The following is a 14,049-nucleotide window of genomic DNA, read 5'->3' on the forward strand; positions in this document are numbered from 1 at the left end:
CTCAGCCAAACAGCTGGAAAACGCCAAAAATAATGGTCGATATAACGGTTAACGTCAAACCGATTAACGATTCAAAAGGCATGAGCTTTAAACGCTCTTTAATATCCATTTGAACACTTCCTGCTGTTGCATGGAAAAAGCTCCCGTGCGGCATATGGTCAAGCACTGTTGCGCCAGCATGAATCATGGCTGCCCCTGAAAGAGCAGATACACCAAGCCCAATCAGTGTTCCACTAAACACACCACTCGCTACCGCCGTGCCAGCTGTTGTCGAAGCAGTAGCGGCTGACATAAATATCCCTGAAGTTGGTGCAAGTAAATATGGAGGTAAACCCGATGCATCAAGTGCCTGAATAAACACATCTTTTAAGGAAGAATTCGATACGATTCCTGCCAATGTACCTGTCCCTAATAACATAATCGCGACACCTGACATTTTATGAAGCCCTGACATCGCATAATCATTGAGAAATTTCCCTTTTTTCATGAAAAGAGCGCCTACAATCCCTCCAATTGGTAAGGCGATCATTGGATCTATATTGATTTGAAAAAGCGGCCTTAAAGCCAACAATAAAATGGTAACGAGCGGACCAGCCAGTGCTTGAAAAAAAGCAGGTATTTGAACTTTACTTTGCCCGGTTTCCTCTTCAAGAACGGGTGTCCCCTTGTTTGCAAGCTTTTTAGCTAATACATATGTAACCGCCAGCCCGAACACAGCTGGAATGACACCCGCAGCCATCATTGAAGTCAGAGGTACACCAAAAGCATCTGAAGCGGCAATGGCATTCGGATTCGGTGACATGATATTTCCTGCCTTCCCGCCTCCAATCATAGCAAGGAGAATTCCCGTTTTTGAGAGCTTTGCGCGTTTGGCAATGGCAAGTGCGATGGGCGCTACCGTAATAACCGCAACATCTACAAACACGCCCACTGCTGTTAAAATCATCGTTGCAAGTGCGAGTGCTAATAGTGCCCTCGCCTCACCAAGCCTTCTCACGATGGCCTCAGCGATCGATAACGCTGCACCCGACTCAATGAGAACACCAGCCAGTACACCTGCCGCCATAATTCTAAGGACAGCTGGAATCATGTCCTTAGCACCTTCCATCATGACGTTGACGGTCTGAACAATATCTACACCGCCAACCAAGCCGCCTATAAATGCACCTGCCAGCATGCCATAAGCAGGTGATACTTTTTTTAGAATGAGAACAATCGCGATCACAAGCGCCGCCAGGGCTCCCAAAGTACTTACCGTTACATCTCCACTCATCCTCAATCCCCCTAAAAATATCTTTCTCCAATTGTAAGCGTTTACCCAGAGGGATTGTGTTGTGAATCTGGATGAACTTTTTTCATCTATCACTCTACTCAATTGTGCATTTGCACAATCAAGATAATTGATTCATTAGCTGCGCCATATAAAGCTCGATTAACTGTTTTACATGACGAGGGTCTTTTCCAGTCAATTCTTGAATTTTGTCTAAACGATAACGCAATGTATTCCGATGAATAAATAAACGATCAACAATGCTCTGCAAATCACCGCCCTCTTCAATGTAAACCCTTAATGTATGGGCGAGCTCTGCTTCTTGTGTCAGCGGCTTGTAAAAGTCAGTCCATCGACTTTTCTTTTCAGCAATTCCCGCAATCATGAATAAGCTTTCCAGCTGATAAGACTCAAAGAAATACATACTTTCTTCCGGATCAAGAGCTTTCCCTAATCTCAGGGCTTCTCTCGCATGCTGAAAAGAAATTGGCAGCTGGCTGATGTCGTCAGCGACAGTCCCTATCCCCACTAGCACTTGGCCTCCTATTGCTCTTTGCATTGTTCTTTGCAGATGACCTGCCATCTGCTTTAATTGATGTTCAGGTATTGAATGACTTAAAAGAATCAATTCATGACAAAAGGTCATACCAAGTAAATCATCCGACTTCTTATCATATTGAATCGCATGCATCAATTTATGAACAGCATCCTCTGAGGATGGAACTGGCTGAAAAACAATAGCCCTTCGGCGCTTGTCTAAATCCATTCCCAGCCAAGCAGCTCGATTTTTCAGCTGATGATCCCCAACATCAGAATATGAAATCAACTGATTGACAATTTCACTTTCTATTCGATGACGCCATTGAACCCGTTCGAGTAGAAAAGATTGCTCTAACACCAGTTCAGCTGCCATCTTCACCAGCTCGGCATGATGCCGAATGTCCTCTGGCTCACCAGTAATCCCAATCACACCAACTACTTGTTCATGAAAGCAAATAGGCAGGTTGATCCCCGGTCTCACTCCTTCTAAGCGCAAGGAGGTCTCATGGTCAATTTCCACACTGTTCCCGCTTGTCAGAACAAGTCGTGCACCATCATGTTTCTGGCCAATCCTGTTTCGTTCACCAGAACCAATAATGACACCATCTGCATTCATCACATTGATGTTTTTATGTAAAATATGCATCGTACGTTCAACCATTTCTTGAGCCAATTCACTGGTTAAAAATTGCATGAGGCATCTCTCCTGAAGGTGTTTTCATTCAATGTATCATAGTGTCTTTGAACAATAAATGCAAAGTGTTTAAAACCAGCCATTGACAAAGACACCCTAAAAAGTGTTTAATCAAATCAAAGACCGACCGACAGTCTAGTTAAAAGAAAGGATGGCTTTATGAGAACCGTTAAACATCCTGAGGAACGTAAAAATGACATATTAAACGCAGCAGAAGCGCTTTTTTCAACCAAAGGCTATCAGAAAACAACGATTATTGACATATTAAAAGCCGTTGGCATTGCAAAAGGCACCTTTTATTACTACTTCGCATCCAAAGAAGAAGTAATGGATGCCATTATTGACAGGATCATCAAAGAAGATATCATCGTGGCAAAGCGTATTGCGGCTGATCCAGACCTTCCAGTCGTTGACAAACTATTTCGTATCATCATGGCGCAATCACCTCAGCAAGGAAGCCATAAACAGGGGATGATCGATCAGTTCCATCAGCCTTCTAATGCAGAAATGCATCAAAAAAGCTTAATTAAAGCCATTAAAGAACTATCACCAGTGTTGGCAGATGTCATTCAGCAAGGTGTAGAGGAAGGGACATTCAAAACGAAGTATCCGCAAGAGACGGTTGAATTCCTTCTCGCTTCTGCACAGGTCATATTTGATGAAGGCCTGTTTCAATGGACAGCCGAAGAAAGTATACAACGCGCTTTAGCTTTTATCGATATACTCGAATCCTCATTGCATGCAGATAAGGGGAGCTTTTCCTTCCTGCTGAAGCGATTATCTGGTGAGCAGGATGAAAATAATCAGTGATTGGTCACTTCAATACCAATCCTGCATACATTATAGACTGACGGTCGGTCTAAAAGGAGAGTGATATTTATGAATGGATTATTCAAAAGAGATTCATCTCACTTTATCTACCTCGTTCTCGGACAGATTATTTCCGTTTTCGGATCTTCTCTCATTCGATTTGTTCTATCTTTACATGTGCTTGATATGACACAACGAGTTGATTTATTTGCCTTACTTTTCGCTTTATCCAATATCCCGTTCCTTCTCTCCCCATTAGCTGGTGCAATCGCTGACCGGTTTAACAGAAGGAACTTGATGATTTTATTTGACGTCCTCGCCGGCATCATGATTCTGGCTTTTTATTTCTGGTTACTATCTGGAAATGATTCACTCTACATGATCGGAGCTGTTATGATACTTCTTGGTGTGATGAGTACGTTTTATGCACCTACTGTGATGTCCAGCATTCCACAGCTAGTGAAAGAAGATCAATTAGAACAAGCGAACGGCATCGTCAATGGCGTTCAGGCACTTTCAGGTGTTCTCGCACCTGTTATCGGCGGAGTTTTATACGGAATGATTGGAAGTCAATTCATTATAGGTGCCAGTGCCATCGTATTTTTCCTATCTGCGTGCATGCTCTTACGATTAAAAATACCCTTCTCCTCTAGTCCGCTGACAGATTCTATGGGCAAAGTGCTCATAAAAGATATGAAACAAGGATTTTCTTATATCGGCAGCCAGCCGTTTCTAAAAAGAACCATGCTGCTTGCTGCAATGTTAAATTTCATTCTTACACCATTTTTTATCGTAGGTGGCCCAATCATTTTAAGGGTCACAATGAAAACCAGTGACATCATGTATGGAATAGGAATGGGCTTGATTGAGTTCGCTGTCATCGCAGGTGCTCTGCTAGTTGGACTTGTAACGAAGCATTGGCGCATTCCTACTTTATATCGCTGGATGCTTGTCATCGCCATCATCCTGCTGCCTGTGGCGTTCTCAACATCGACTATGGCTCTACAATTTGGCACTTATCCAGCTTATTTCCTCTTTTTAGCAGGATGTCTTCCAATTGCTATGCTGCTTACAATGATCTCGGTCGTTGTGATATCACATATTCAAAAGAAAACACCAAATCACCAATTAGGAAAAGTGATGGCCAACCTAACAATGGTTTCTCAATGTGCTGTCCCGCTTGGTCAAATGATGTATGGGTTCTTGTTCAATACGTTTTCAGCCAACATGTATGTGACTGTGTTGATCGTCAGTATTTTCATGTTTGCCCTAGCCTACCTAACAAAAAATATGCTTCAACATGAAGGAGAATCAGCCTCATGAGATTCGCCTTTATAAAGAAAGACTTAACCCGCCACCGTCTTATTTCAATTGGTTTAACTATTTGCATCATGATGACTTCATTTCTCGCAGCAAGTGCCGCTCAAATGACAGTACAGCTGAATGGGTCCATTTCTGGCCTGCTCCATTCTGCTAAAGCGCCAGACTTTGTCCAAATGCATGACGGCGACCTAAATGAAAAAGACATTGAAGCATTTTCAAGTAAGCAGTCCATGGTAAAAGCTCATCAAATCGTCCCAATGATACCAATTGAACATGCAAACATCAGGTTCGGACATGAGCCTGCCAAAGCAGGTGTGATGGATCATTTATTTGTGAAGCAAAATCGCAATTTTGATTTTCTTTTAAATCAACAAAACGAGAAGCTCACTGTCAATAAAGGTGAAGTGGCTGTCCCAATTTATTTTCAACAAAAGTATCATCTCAACATAGGTGAAACGTTACTGATTGAGAAAGGAGCTAATCAATTCACCTTTCGCATCAAAGCGTTCTTGCGAGATGCACAAATGAACCCCAGTCTAGTCAGTTCAAAAAGATTTCTTCTTCATAACGAGGATTGGGACGCAATAAATCAAGTGTTTCAACAAAAAGAGTACTTAATCGAATTTTTACTGCATGATGCCGCGCAGACAGATGCTTTTCAAGCAATCTATCAATCATCACAGATGCCACAACAAGGCCCAGCTGTCACACTGCCTTTGTTGCGCATGCTGAACGCATTGACAGATGGAATGGTGATTGCCATTCTCCTGCTTGTTTGCCTGCTGCTCATTAGTATAGCCCTTCTCTCACTCCATCTTGCTATGACGGCTTCTATAGAAGAAGATGAACGTGAAATTGGCATACTGAAGGTAATTGGGGTTCCTTTAACAAAAATTAAGCAATTATACGTTGGAAAGTATGCCGTGCTTGCTTGTGCAGGATGTATAGCAGGCTATGTGTTAACACTTATATTTGGTGATATGTTTACGGCCAATATTCAGCAATACATGGGGAATCAGCCTTCTTTTGATCATTTATTAATCCCGCTTTTTGTTTCTATTGTGACAGCAATGATCGTCATCTCTTGCAGCTATGCTGTCCTAAGAAAGTTTGGTCAAATATCAGCTGCTCAAGCCCTTCAAGGTGGTATCCATTCATCGAATCATAAGAAAAAAATACCTATGCACCTCAAGAAAAGCAGGTTCTTACCAATCCATATTTGGCTTGGTTTAAAAGACCTGATATCACGAAAGAAGTTGTACACAACGATTACTTGTATTATTGCACTTTGTACATTTTTAATGCTGATGCCTATTCAGCTATGGCATACCTTACAATCACCGAATTTCATCACATACCTTGGCTCTGGTAAAAGTGACCTCCGAATTGATATACGCCAAAGAAATCAACTAACGAAAAATACAAACGAAATAGAATCAATGATTCGTGAAGATCGGAGCATTCAAACAGCAGCCATCTATGAGACTGCTTCTCTTCAGGCGAAATCAAAGGAGAATTCATTAGAAACGCTCTATTTAGAAACAGGTGAGCTCTCAGCATTTCCCCTCACCTATTTACAAGGGCGGCAGCCTTTAAAGAATGATGAAATTGCCTTATCCGTGTTAAATGCAGATTCACTTCAGAAAAAGATAGGAGAAAGAATCACTCTCGTAACTAACGGACATGAAACCCAAAGAACAGTGACAGGTATTTATCAGGACGTCACCAATGGAGGCAAAACAGCAAAAGCAATATCACAGCCATTTCCTCAATCAGCTCTTTGGAAAACCATTCAAATCCAACTAAAACCAGGAGTAAATATTGCAGAGAAAAAGGCGATATTTGAAAAAAAGGTATCTCCTGCAAAAGTGACAGATATGAAAGAATACGTTCATCAAACGATCGGCAGCACAGCAGCTATCGTAAAAGTCGTTGCATTTTTTGCTGCATTAGCTGCCTTTGGAACCGCCAGCTTAATGCTATTCATGTTTCTGCACATGTTAAAGGCGAAAGATTCAAGCCGGAACAACATGTTAAGGACAATTGGATTTTCTCTAACAGATATAACAGCACAATATATAACAAGTTTTATCGTTGTTCTCTCTTTTGGCGCTTTTATTGGAACAATCGCGGTCAATACAATTGGTCCTGCTTTGATGAGTATAGGTGGAGCATCATTAGGGGTGTCGAGCCTCCAGTGGCTGTCACCGCAATGGGTGTCGGTTGTGTATCCACTCATACTATTTATTGTCAATTTAGCTTTGATCGCCTGGTTATTGAAGACGTTTTTTTCTAATCAAACGACAAGGCATACACTTTTATAAGGAGTTGTTTCACATGGAACACTTGATTGAAACGAAGCGATTGTCATTGCATATCAATTCATTAAAAGGACAGAAACAAACGATTCTTAAGGATATACATTTATCGATAAAGCGTGGGGAATTCGTGACCATTATGGGACCCTCTGGATGTGGAAAAACATCCTTACTTTATCAGCTTAGCGGCATAGAAACAGCTTCAACAGGAGACATCAATTATAAAGGCCGATCACTATCAGAAATGACAGAAAAACAGTTAAGTGCTCTGCGCTTAACTGAGATGGGATTTGTCTTTCAGCACAGCCACTTATTAAAAAATCTTAATCTATTTGACAACATCATTGCAGCAGCTTATTTAGCAAAGAAAAAGCCAAGACAAGAAGTGAATGAACGAGCTCAATATTTAATGGAAAAACTCGAAATTGATCATTTGGCAAATAGATATTTGACAGAAGTATCGGGAGGACAGCTTCAAAGAGCTGCTATCTGCCGAGCGCTCATGAATGAACCAGACATACTTTTCGCTGATGAACCAACAGGTGCTCTTAATTCCAGTACAACAAAGGAAGTGATGAATATTTTTTCAAGAATCCACTCTGAAGGAGCAACACTGCTACTTGTTACACATGACCCCAAGGTGGCTCTTCGTTCTGAAAGAATCATGTTTATGAATGACGGAGAAATGGAAGACAGTTTACAATTAGGAAGATATGATCATTCAACTGTCGAGAACCGAGAAATGAGATTAAATCAATGGCTGCAAAATTTAGGTTTTTAATTTGAGTCAAACAGGCAGGAAACTGCCTGTTCTACTTTTTCTGGCACTCAAACGAGTAATCCATAGACTATTTGTTTCTAAGATGATTTTGCCGCCAGCTTGTTGACAAGATTCTGTCAGCAGCTCAATTTCTTTGCTATAGAAGTATCTCTTTGACATATATAGAGTCACTAAAACAAGTAAAAGAGTCGTGATAATGACTGTGATTTGTCTGTTTAAGCTTTGAAATCTTTTTTTCATTTCAACATCCTTTCTAAAAGGTCGGAGTTTGTGTTTAATACTTACTTTTGTCGTCATCTATCAGTTCCTTATCTCATGATCTAGCAACATCATACCTGATTTTCTTTCCTAGATCGACCTTCCATTTTCCCTCTGAAATAGCTAAAATTTCTTTTTTCCAAATATACGAGTGTTATTTTCGTTCATTATCATAAAATCCATTGTATAAATCCCTTTTTTAGATTTCCAAAAAGAGATCTTATTCATTTGTGTTAACAAGCAATCACCCTTACAATATCGTACATCGCATGACCTTAGGTCCTTTTTATTACCTCTTGTCAATCACCTCACCGAAACGATTATATTTTACCAAAAATTGTGATATCGTTTTTTATGAAACAGGTGAAAGGATCTTAAAGAGGTGAAATTTCCATGGCCATCATTTCTGCTGAACAGGTGGGGAATCGTTTAAATGATTGGAGAATTGCAATTCGTAAGCACGATGTACACAGTGCAAAAGCAATGTATACAGAATTAAAGGAATTACTTCAAAAAATGGAAGAGAATCAGGAGGTCTTGACCTATTACTCATTGCTAGAAGGCAAGTATAAGCTCATGTTATATGAACGAAGAGGTACGAAACTGAAAGAACAGCCAGAGCCGGATTGCCCCTCTAAAACAAACGACTTAATTGAATACTATTTTTACCTATACAAAGCTCTTTACGCGTCATATAAAAGAGACTATGCATCAGCCATTGGACTGTTTAAAATTGCCGAGAAAAAACTACAACACATTCCTGATGAAATAGAAGTAGCAGAATTCCATACGAAAATCGCTAACTTATATATGCTGCTTCGTCAAAGCCTAATTTCTCTACACTACATTCAGAATGCTATTGATATTTTCAAAAGCCATGAAGGATATGAAAGAAGACTAGCTGCAGCCTTTGTCATCGCCGCTGCTAATTATATGGACATTGGCGACTTTATAAGGGCAGAAAATTACTACAAAAAAGCATTACACATCGCAGACAGTCTCAATGATCATTTTCTAACATCACAGCTTTATCATAATATCAGTATTTTGTACGCCGAAGCTGGCGAATCAAAAAAATGTATCGATGCCCTAGAAAAGGCTCTTAGTGACGAAGACTATCTCTCATCGTGTTACTTCCATCACTCCATGTACATGTTAATGAAAGAGCTGCTTTCTATCGATGAAAGGACACAAGCTCTCTATTACTTCGAATTGGTTAACCAAAAACATGAATCAGAGAAATGCCCCATCTATACAGCAAAAATGAATTTGCTTTACCATCTATATTTCACTGAAGATATGGCTCAAAAAGCTCAAGCCTGTTTCGATGAAATCAGCATTCTTAAAAAATTAAAAGATGCTGAAGGAGTCTGTGAATTAAGTGCATTAGCAGCAAAACACTTTGAAGAGCTGGGAGCAATTCATCAAGCCTATCTCTTTTTGAAGGAAGCTGATCGCATGAAACATCCTATCATTGACTGGGGGAATTCTAATGAAAAAAATGAGTTTATTGATTATCACTTTGACCATCGTTGTTTTAGGACAAACAGGGACTTTCAATTCATTAAATGATGAAAATGGTCCAACAGAACGACCTATCGGAACTTAATATAAACATTTGCCAAATAAAGAACCACTCGCCTCATCAAGGCAAGTGGTTCCACATTTATTTTAGTTGCTGATAAGAAATGAGGCGGTGTATATGTACCGCAAGATAAGTCAGCTCATCATTAGGAATGATGATACTATGCACCTGTTTAATATAGTCTTTGATCTTAAAAGCAACATCCATCGCTTGAGGATATAAATGTGCAATTTGTTCAAATAACTCATTTTCTTGATCTGATAATAATTTATCAGCATAAAATCTTTCTACAAAGAATTTCACATGTGTAATGAACCGGCTGTAATGAATATTCTCTTGATCCATTTTCATATTCAACGTATAGCGAACAAGATTGACAATACTTCCGATCATCTTGGCGTATTTCATACCATCTTTCGACTCGGACTCTTCACCTAATGCATTAATCAAGTGAAAGGCAATATTGGCAGCTTCTTCTTTTGGTAATTGTATGCCCAATGTGTCATTGACTAACTCAAGTGCGTAGTTCCCTACTTCAAATTCTTCTGTATAGTAATTTTTGATTTCCCAATACACACGATTCGTAATATTAATATTCTTTTTATGACGTTCCACTGCAAAATTCAAATGATCCATTAAGGTAAAATAAACACCTGAATTTAAAGTTGAGCTTAAACGTTTTTCTGCATATTGGACAATTTGCTGAGTTAAATCAATAAACTCCTGAGGCATTGAATCTAACAATTGAAGAAATTCTTTTGCTCTCATGTTATCGACTGACATAAAGACTTGGTCCGCTTTTTTCTCTTCTATCATTTGACCTGGTTTCTGGCCATAGCCAATTCCTCGGCCGAACAAAACCATCTCCTGTTGGTTCTGATCTTCAGCCAGGACCACGCTCGAGTTTAAAACTTTTTTGATTTTAAACATCGTCATCACCTGTTTTCATGATTGTGGTGTTTAATCAAGCGATTCACCATTTGTCTCAATGACTTTTTGGTACCAATAAAATGAATCTTTTCGAGATCGTTTTAATGTCCCGTTCCCGTCATCATCTTGATCTACGTGAATGAAGCCGTACCGTTTTGACATTTGTGATGTACCTGCACTAATAATATCAATCGAGCCCCAGCTCGTATATCCAAAGAGATCGACGCCTTCTTCAATGGCTTCTCTCATTTGACGGAAATGCTCTTTGAAATAGTTAATACGATAGTCGTCATGGATTGAGCCATCACTTTCAACTACATCCTTTGCACCCATGCCGTTCTCGACAATGATAAGAGGTTTTTGATAGCGATCATACAATTCGATCAAAGAAATTTTCAGACCAACTGGATCAATTTGCCAGCCCCAATCAGTTGAAGGAAGATAAGGGTTTTTGACTCCACGAATGGTATTCCCTTCTGTCTCTTCTAATCCATCTTGGGCTGATTCCGTTAAAGACATATAGTAGCTAAATGAGATAAAATCTACTGTGTTTTCTTTTAAAATGGTAAGATCATCTGCTTCCATTTGAATATGAATATCTTTTCTCTCAAGCATACGCTTGATCAGTGGCGGATACTCGCCAAACACCTGAACATCTGCATAGAAATAGTTTTCTAAGTTTTGTTTCAAAGCTTGTTCTACATCATTTGGATGGCACGTATGCGGATACGTTGTCAATTTTGTCAGCATACATCCTACCTGACTGCCTGGAATGATACGATGGCAATCTGCTGTTACGAGAGCAGATGCGACAAATTGATGATGAAGTGCTTGGTACACCGTCTCTTCTACTTTTCCTTCTGAGCAGCGATCAGGAATAATTCCCGCTGTAATGAAAGAGTGTCGGTGAATACTATCAATTTCATTAAAGGTAAGCCAATATTTCACATCATCTTTATAACGTTCGAAACAAACATTGGCGAATTTCACAAAGAGGTCGATTACTTTTCTTTCAACCCAGCCGTTATATTTCACACTAAGGGCTAAAGGCATTTCATAATGAGAGAGAGTCACGATCGGTTCTATGTTGTGTTTTTTCATTTCTGCAAAGACACGATCATAAAATTGCAGCCCTTTTTCATTCGGTTCAGCTTCTTCTCCAGTAGGGAAGATACGACTCCATGCAATAGAAATTCGAAGTGTTTGAAATCCCATTTCAGCAAAGAGAGCCAAATCCTCTTTATAGTGATGATAGAAATCGACACCTCTGCGCTTTGGGTATTTTTTATCGTCTGGATCTTTCATCGCACGATCTATATTTTCAGTGGTAACTGCAAGATGACCTTCATAATCTTCTACACTCAAGTTGGAACGGTACATTGCAATATCTGCAACAGACGGCCCCTTTCCATCTATATTCCAGGCGCCTTCTGCCTGGTTAGCAGCAATGGCGCCGCCCCATAAAAATCCTTTTGGAAAACCTTTGATTTTTGTCATATGATTAGCCTCCTAATTGTGTAACAACCATCAATGTATCTTGACGATTGACCTCTTGTAATGGCTGTACCTTAATATCATATTGATCTGTATTTGTGACTACAGCAAGTGTTACTGGATCATATCCTGCTTCCATGATTTTTTCTAGATCAAATTCAATCAATAAATCACCCGCTTGAACACGATCTCCAGCCTGTACTTTTGGATGGAAATACTGCCCTTCCAACTGAACGGTGTCAATGCCGATGTGGAATAATACTTCAACTCCATGGTCCGTTTTCATACCAAGTGCATGGTTTGTTTCGAACAGCAAGGTTACCTCTCCATCTACAGGTGCATAAAGTGCTCCTTTTGAAGGTACAATGGCAATTCCTTCTCCCATGACCTTTGAAGAGAAAATATCATCTTTCACTTCGGATAGAGAGATCATTTGGCCAATCACAGGGCTCTTGAATGTTTCGCCTGCTCCAATTTTTTCAGCAAACCCAGCTTGATCCTTTGTCTTTTCTTCTACTGTTCGATCTTTACCTAATACAAAAGCAGCGATAAAGGCGACAATAAACGAAATGACCGCTCCAATGATAGCAAACATCAGATTTCGCGGTAGCTCATCTGATATAAACATCGACATGCTTGCTAAACCAGGACCAACAAGCACAAAGGCTTGTATACCAACTAATCCAATGAAAATTCCGCCAACAAACGAACCAATCATGACACTTCCTAGAACTCGCTTATTTTGCAGTGTCACACCATACAGCGCTGGCTCTGTGATGCCAAAAAAGGCTGATATCCCTGCCGAAATGGCTGTTGATCTAAGTACCTTGTCTTTTGTTCGAAGTGCCACAGCGAAACACGCTCCACTTTCCGCAATATTATGCGCAAGTGATGCCGGCAAATAAAGTGCTTCTTTCCCAAGGGTTCCCATCGTTGTGACTGCATAAGGAACCATTGCTTTATGCATGCCTGATGCCACCATGAATGGGAGGACCGCTGCTAAAATGGCGACAGCTACCCAGCCTACCGTATTAAACATCGAAAGAATAATAGATGAAAAACCTTGCCCCGCTGTAAAACCAATCGGTCCTAACAGAAGTAGCGTAACTGGTACAGTAATGACCAATGACATCATCGGAACGAAGAAAATCCGAATTGGTTTTGGTGAAAACCGTGTAAAGAATTTTTCCATTTGCGCGTAAAGCAATACAGAAAGGATGGCCGGAAACACTTGATACGCATAAGCTATATTTTTCACATCGAATGACAGTAATTGTGCACCTTCTGTAAGCATCGCCGTCATGTTCGGCAGAAGAAGCGCACCGACTGCTGATAGTGCGACCAGTGGGTTTACTTTTAGTTTATTCGCCGTCGTTACAGCAACTAGTAAAGGCAGAAAGTAAAGTGGTGCGTCACCTACCATGTTCAGTATTTGATAGGTTTGTCCCTTTGCATCCATCCAGCCTAATAAAGAGAAAAGGAGAAGAAATGATTTTAAAATTCCTCCGCCTGCGATAGCTGGTACAAGCGGCTGGAAGACACCGACAATGAAATCTAACAGAACTGTGCCTGCTTTTCTTTTTTCTTTTGGCTGATTGGATGGCACGTCTTGGCTTGATGAGCTGCTGCCTATTAAACTTGTTACCTTTTGATACACTTCAATGACGTCATTCCCAATGACTACTTGGCATTGTCCTGTCATTCTAACAGCTATGACACCCGGTGTTTTTTCCAGTGCTGGTACATCTGCTTTTTTCTGATCAATGAGTGTGAAGCGAAGTCTTGTTGAACAATGTTCAAGGTGCGCAATGTTTTCTTTGCCGCCTACATGCTGTAAAACGTCTTTGGCAACTTGTGTGTAATTCATTTTTTCTCCCCCTTTTCTCATACACGAGACCTATATTTCGGCAATAAAAAAAGGACCTAAAACGACAAATAAAAGAAAAATTCATCGTTTTTAGATCCTGCCTGCATGACCAGTCACATGTCTAATTTATTCATATTGGATTTGTTTTTAGTATATATGCATTATATGAAAGCGTCAAC

11 protein-coding genes are annotated in these 14,049 nt (G+C 40.1%); 5 read left to right on the plus strand and 6 right to left on the minus strand.

The features are described from left to right. Position 1: 1 nt before the first annotated feature. Positions 2–1,273 (minus strand): SLC13 family permease, encoded by a 1,272-nt coding sequence (locus MHI46_RS18850; RefSeq protein ID WP_342503019.1) that lies wholly within the window; start codon positions 1,271–1,273, stop codon positions 2–4. Between the two features lie 118 nt (positions 1,274–1,391). Continuing rightward, positions 1,392–2,504 (minus strand): sugar diacid recognition domain-containing protein, encoded by a 1,113-nt coding sequence (locus tag MHI46_RS18855; protein ID WP_039182716.1) that lies wholly within the window; start codon positions 2,502–2,504, stop codon positions 1,392–1,394. Between the two features lie 159 nt (positions 2,505–2,663). Here MHI46_RS18855 and MHI46_RS18860 point away from each other — a divergent pair, with 159 nt between their 5' ends. The 4 genes from MHI46_RS18860 (at position 2,664) to MHI46_RS18875 (ending at position 7,736) form a co-directional block, all read left to right on the plus strand. After that, on the plus strand, positions 2,664–3,314 hold the full coding sequence (locus MHI46_RS18860; RefSeq protein WP_039182718.1) for a TetR/AcrR family transcriptional regulator: 651 nt from the start codon (positions 2,664–2,666) through the stop codon (positions 3,312–3,314). A gap of 69 nt (positions 3,315–3,383) precedes the next feature. After that, positions 3,384–4,637: an MFS transporter gene (locus MHI46_RS18865; protein ID WP_342503020.1), complete on the plus strand. Its 1,254-nt coding sequence runs from the start codon at positions 3,384–3,386 to the stop codon at positions 4,635–4,637. Next, positions 4,634–6,961 (plus strand): ABC transporter permease, encoded by a 2,328-nt coding sequence (locus tag MHI46_RS18870; protein ID WP_342503021.1) that lies wholly within the window; start codon positions 4,634–4,636, stop codon positions 6,959–6,961. The genes MHI46_RS18865 and MHI46_RS18870 overlap by 4 nt, the downstream gene beginning before the upstream one ends. A gap of 13 nt (positions 6,962–6,974) precedes the next feature. Next, positions 6,975–7,736 (plus strand): ABC transporter ATP-binding protein, encoded by a 762-nt coding sequence (locus tag MHI46_RS18875; RefSeq protein ID WP_251180885.1) that lies wholly within the window; start codon positions 6,975–6,977, stop codon positions 7,734–7,736. A gap of 6 nt (positions 7,737–7,742) precedes the next feature. On the opposite strand, the gene MHI46_RS18880 is transcribed toward MHI46_RS18875, so the two are convergent. Next, positions 7,743–7,976, minus strand: a complete 234-nt coding sequence (locus tag MHI46_RS18880) for a hypothetical protein (RefSeq protein WP_251180884.1) — start codon at positions 7,974–7,976, stop codon at positions 7,743–7,745. A gap of 411 nt (positions 7,977–8,387) precedes the next feature. Here MHI46_RS18880 and MHI46_RS18885 point away from each other — a divergent pair, with 411 nt between their 5' ends. Continuing rightward, positions 8,388–9,566 carry a Rap family tetratricopeptide repeat protein gene (locus MHI46_RS18885; RefSeq protein WP_251180883.1) on the plus strand — a complete coding sequence of 393 codons (1,179 nt, stop codon included), beginning with the start codon at positions 8,388–8,390 and terminating at the stop codon, positions 9,564–9,566. Between the two features lie 94 nt (positions 9,567–9,660). Here the strand turns inward: MHI46_RS18885 and MHI46_RS18890 are convergent, their stop codons facing one another. The 3 genes from MHI46_RS18890 to MHI46_RS18900 are packed head-to-tail and all read right to left on the minus strand — an operon-like array spanning position 9,661 to position 13,870. After that, a complete protein-coding gene (locus tag MHI46_RS18890) occupies positions 9,661–10,509 on the minus strand; it encodes a PRD domain-containing protein (RefSeq protein ID WP_047203741.1) in 849 nt (282 codons plus the stop codon). Positions 10,510–10,539: 30 nt separating this feature from the next. Beyond that, complete coding sequence (locus tag MHI46_RS18895; protein WP_342503022.1) at positions 10,540–12,006, minus strand: glycoside hydrolase family 1 protein; 1,467 nt, start codon at positions 12,004–12,006, stop codon at positions 10,540–10,542. A gap of 4 nt (positions 12,007–12,010) precedes the next feature. Beyond that, the gene (locus MHI46_RS18900) at positions 12,011–13,870 is read right to left on the minus strand and encodes a beta-glucoside-specific PTS transporter subunit IIABC (protein WP_342503023.1); all 1,860 of its coding nucleotides are present in this window, start codon (positions 13,868–13,870) and stop codon (positions 12,011–12,013) included. Between the last annotated feature and the right edge of the window lie 179 nt (positions 13,871–14,049).

Origin of the sequence: Bacillus sp. FSL K6-1000 (assembly GCF_038630785.1) — a bacterium.
Classification (GTDB): Bacteria; Bacillota; Bacilli; order Bacillales; family Bacillaceae; genus Bacillus; species Bacillus safensis.

Excerpts from the sequence above, each read along its gene's own strand:
- MHI46_RS18850 (WP_342503019.1), bottom strand. The coding sequence starts at position 1,273 with ATGAGTGGAGATGTAACGGTAAGTACTTTGGGAGCCCTGGCGGCGCTT.
- MHI46_RS18855 (WP_039182716.1), bottom strand. The coding sequence starts at position 2,504 with ATGCAATTTTTAACCAGTGAATTGGCTCAAGAAATGGTTGAACGTACG.
- MHI46_RS18860 (WP_039182718.1), top strand. The coding sequence starts at position 2,664 with ATGAGAACCGTTAAACATCCTGAGGAACGTAAAAATGACATATTAAAC.
- MHI46_RS18865 (WP_342503020.1), top strand. The coding sequence starts at position 3,384 with ATGAATGGATTATTCAAAAGAGATTCATCTCACTTTATCTACCTCGTT.
- MHI46_RS18870 (WP_342503021.1), top strand. The coding sequence starts at position 4,634 with ATGAGATTCGCCTTTATAAAGAAAGACTTAACCCGCCACCGTCTTATT.
- MHI46_RS18875 (WP_251180885.1), top strand. The coding sequence starts at position 6,975 with ATGGAACACTTGATTGAAACGAAGCGATTGTCATTGCATATCAATTCA.
- MHI46_RS18880 (WP_251180884.1), bottom strand. The coding sequence starts at position 7,976 with ATGAAAAAAAGATTTCAAAGCTTAAACAGACAAATCACAGTCATTATC.
- MHI46_RS18885 (WP_251180883.1), top strand. The coding sequence starts at position 8,388 with ATGGCCATCATTTCTGCTGAACAGGTGGGGAATCGTTTAAATGATTGG.
- MHI46_RS18890 (WP_047203741.1), bottom strand. The coding sequence starts at position 10,509 with ATGTTTAAAATCAAAAAAGTTTTAAACTCGAGCGTGGTCCTGGCTGAA.
- MHI46_RS18895 (WP_342503022.1), bottom strand. The coding sequence starts at position 12,006 with ATGACAAAAATCAAAGGTTTTCCAAAAGGATTTTTATGGGGCGGCGCC.
- MHI46_RS18900 (WP_342503023.1), bottom strand. The coding sequence starts at position 13,870 with ATGAATTACACACAAGTTGCCAAAGACGTTTTACAGCATGTAGGCGGC.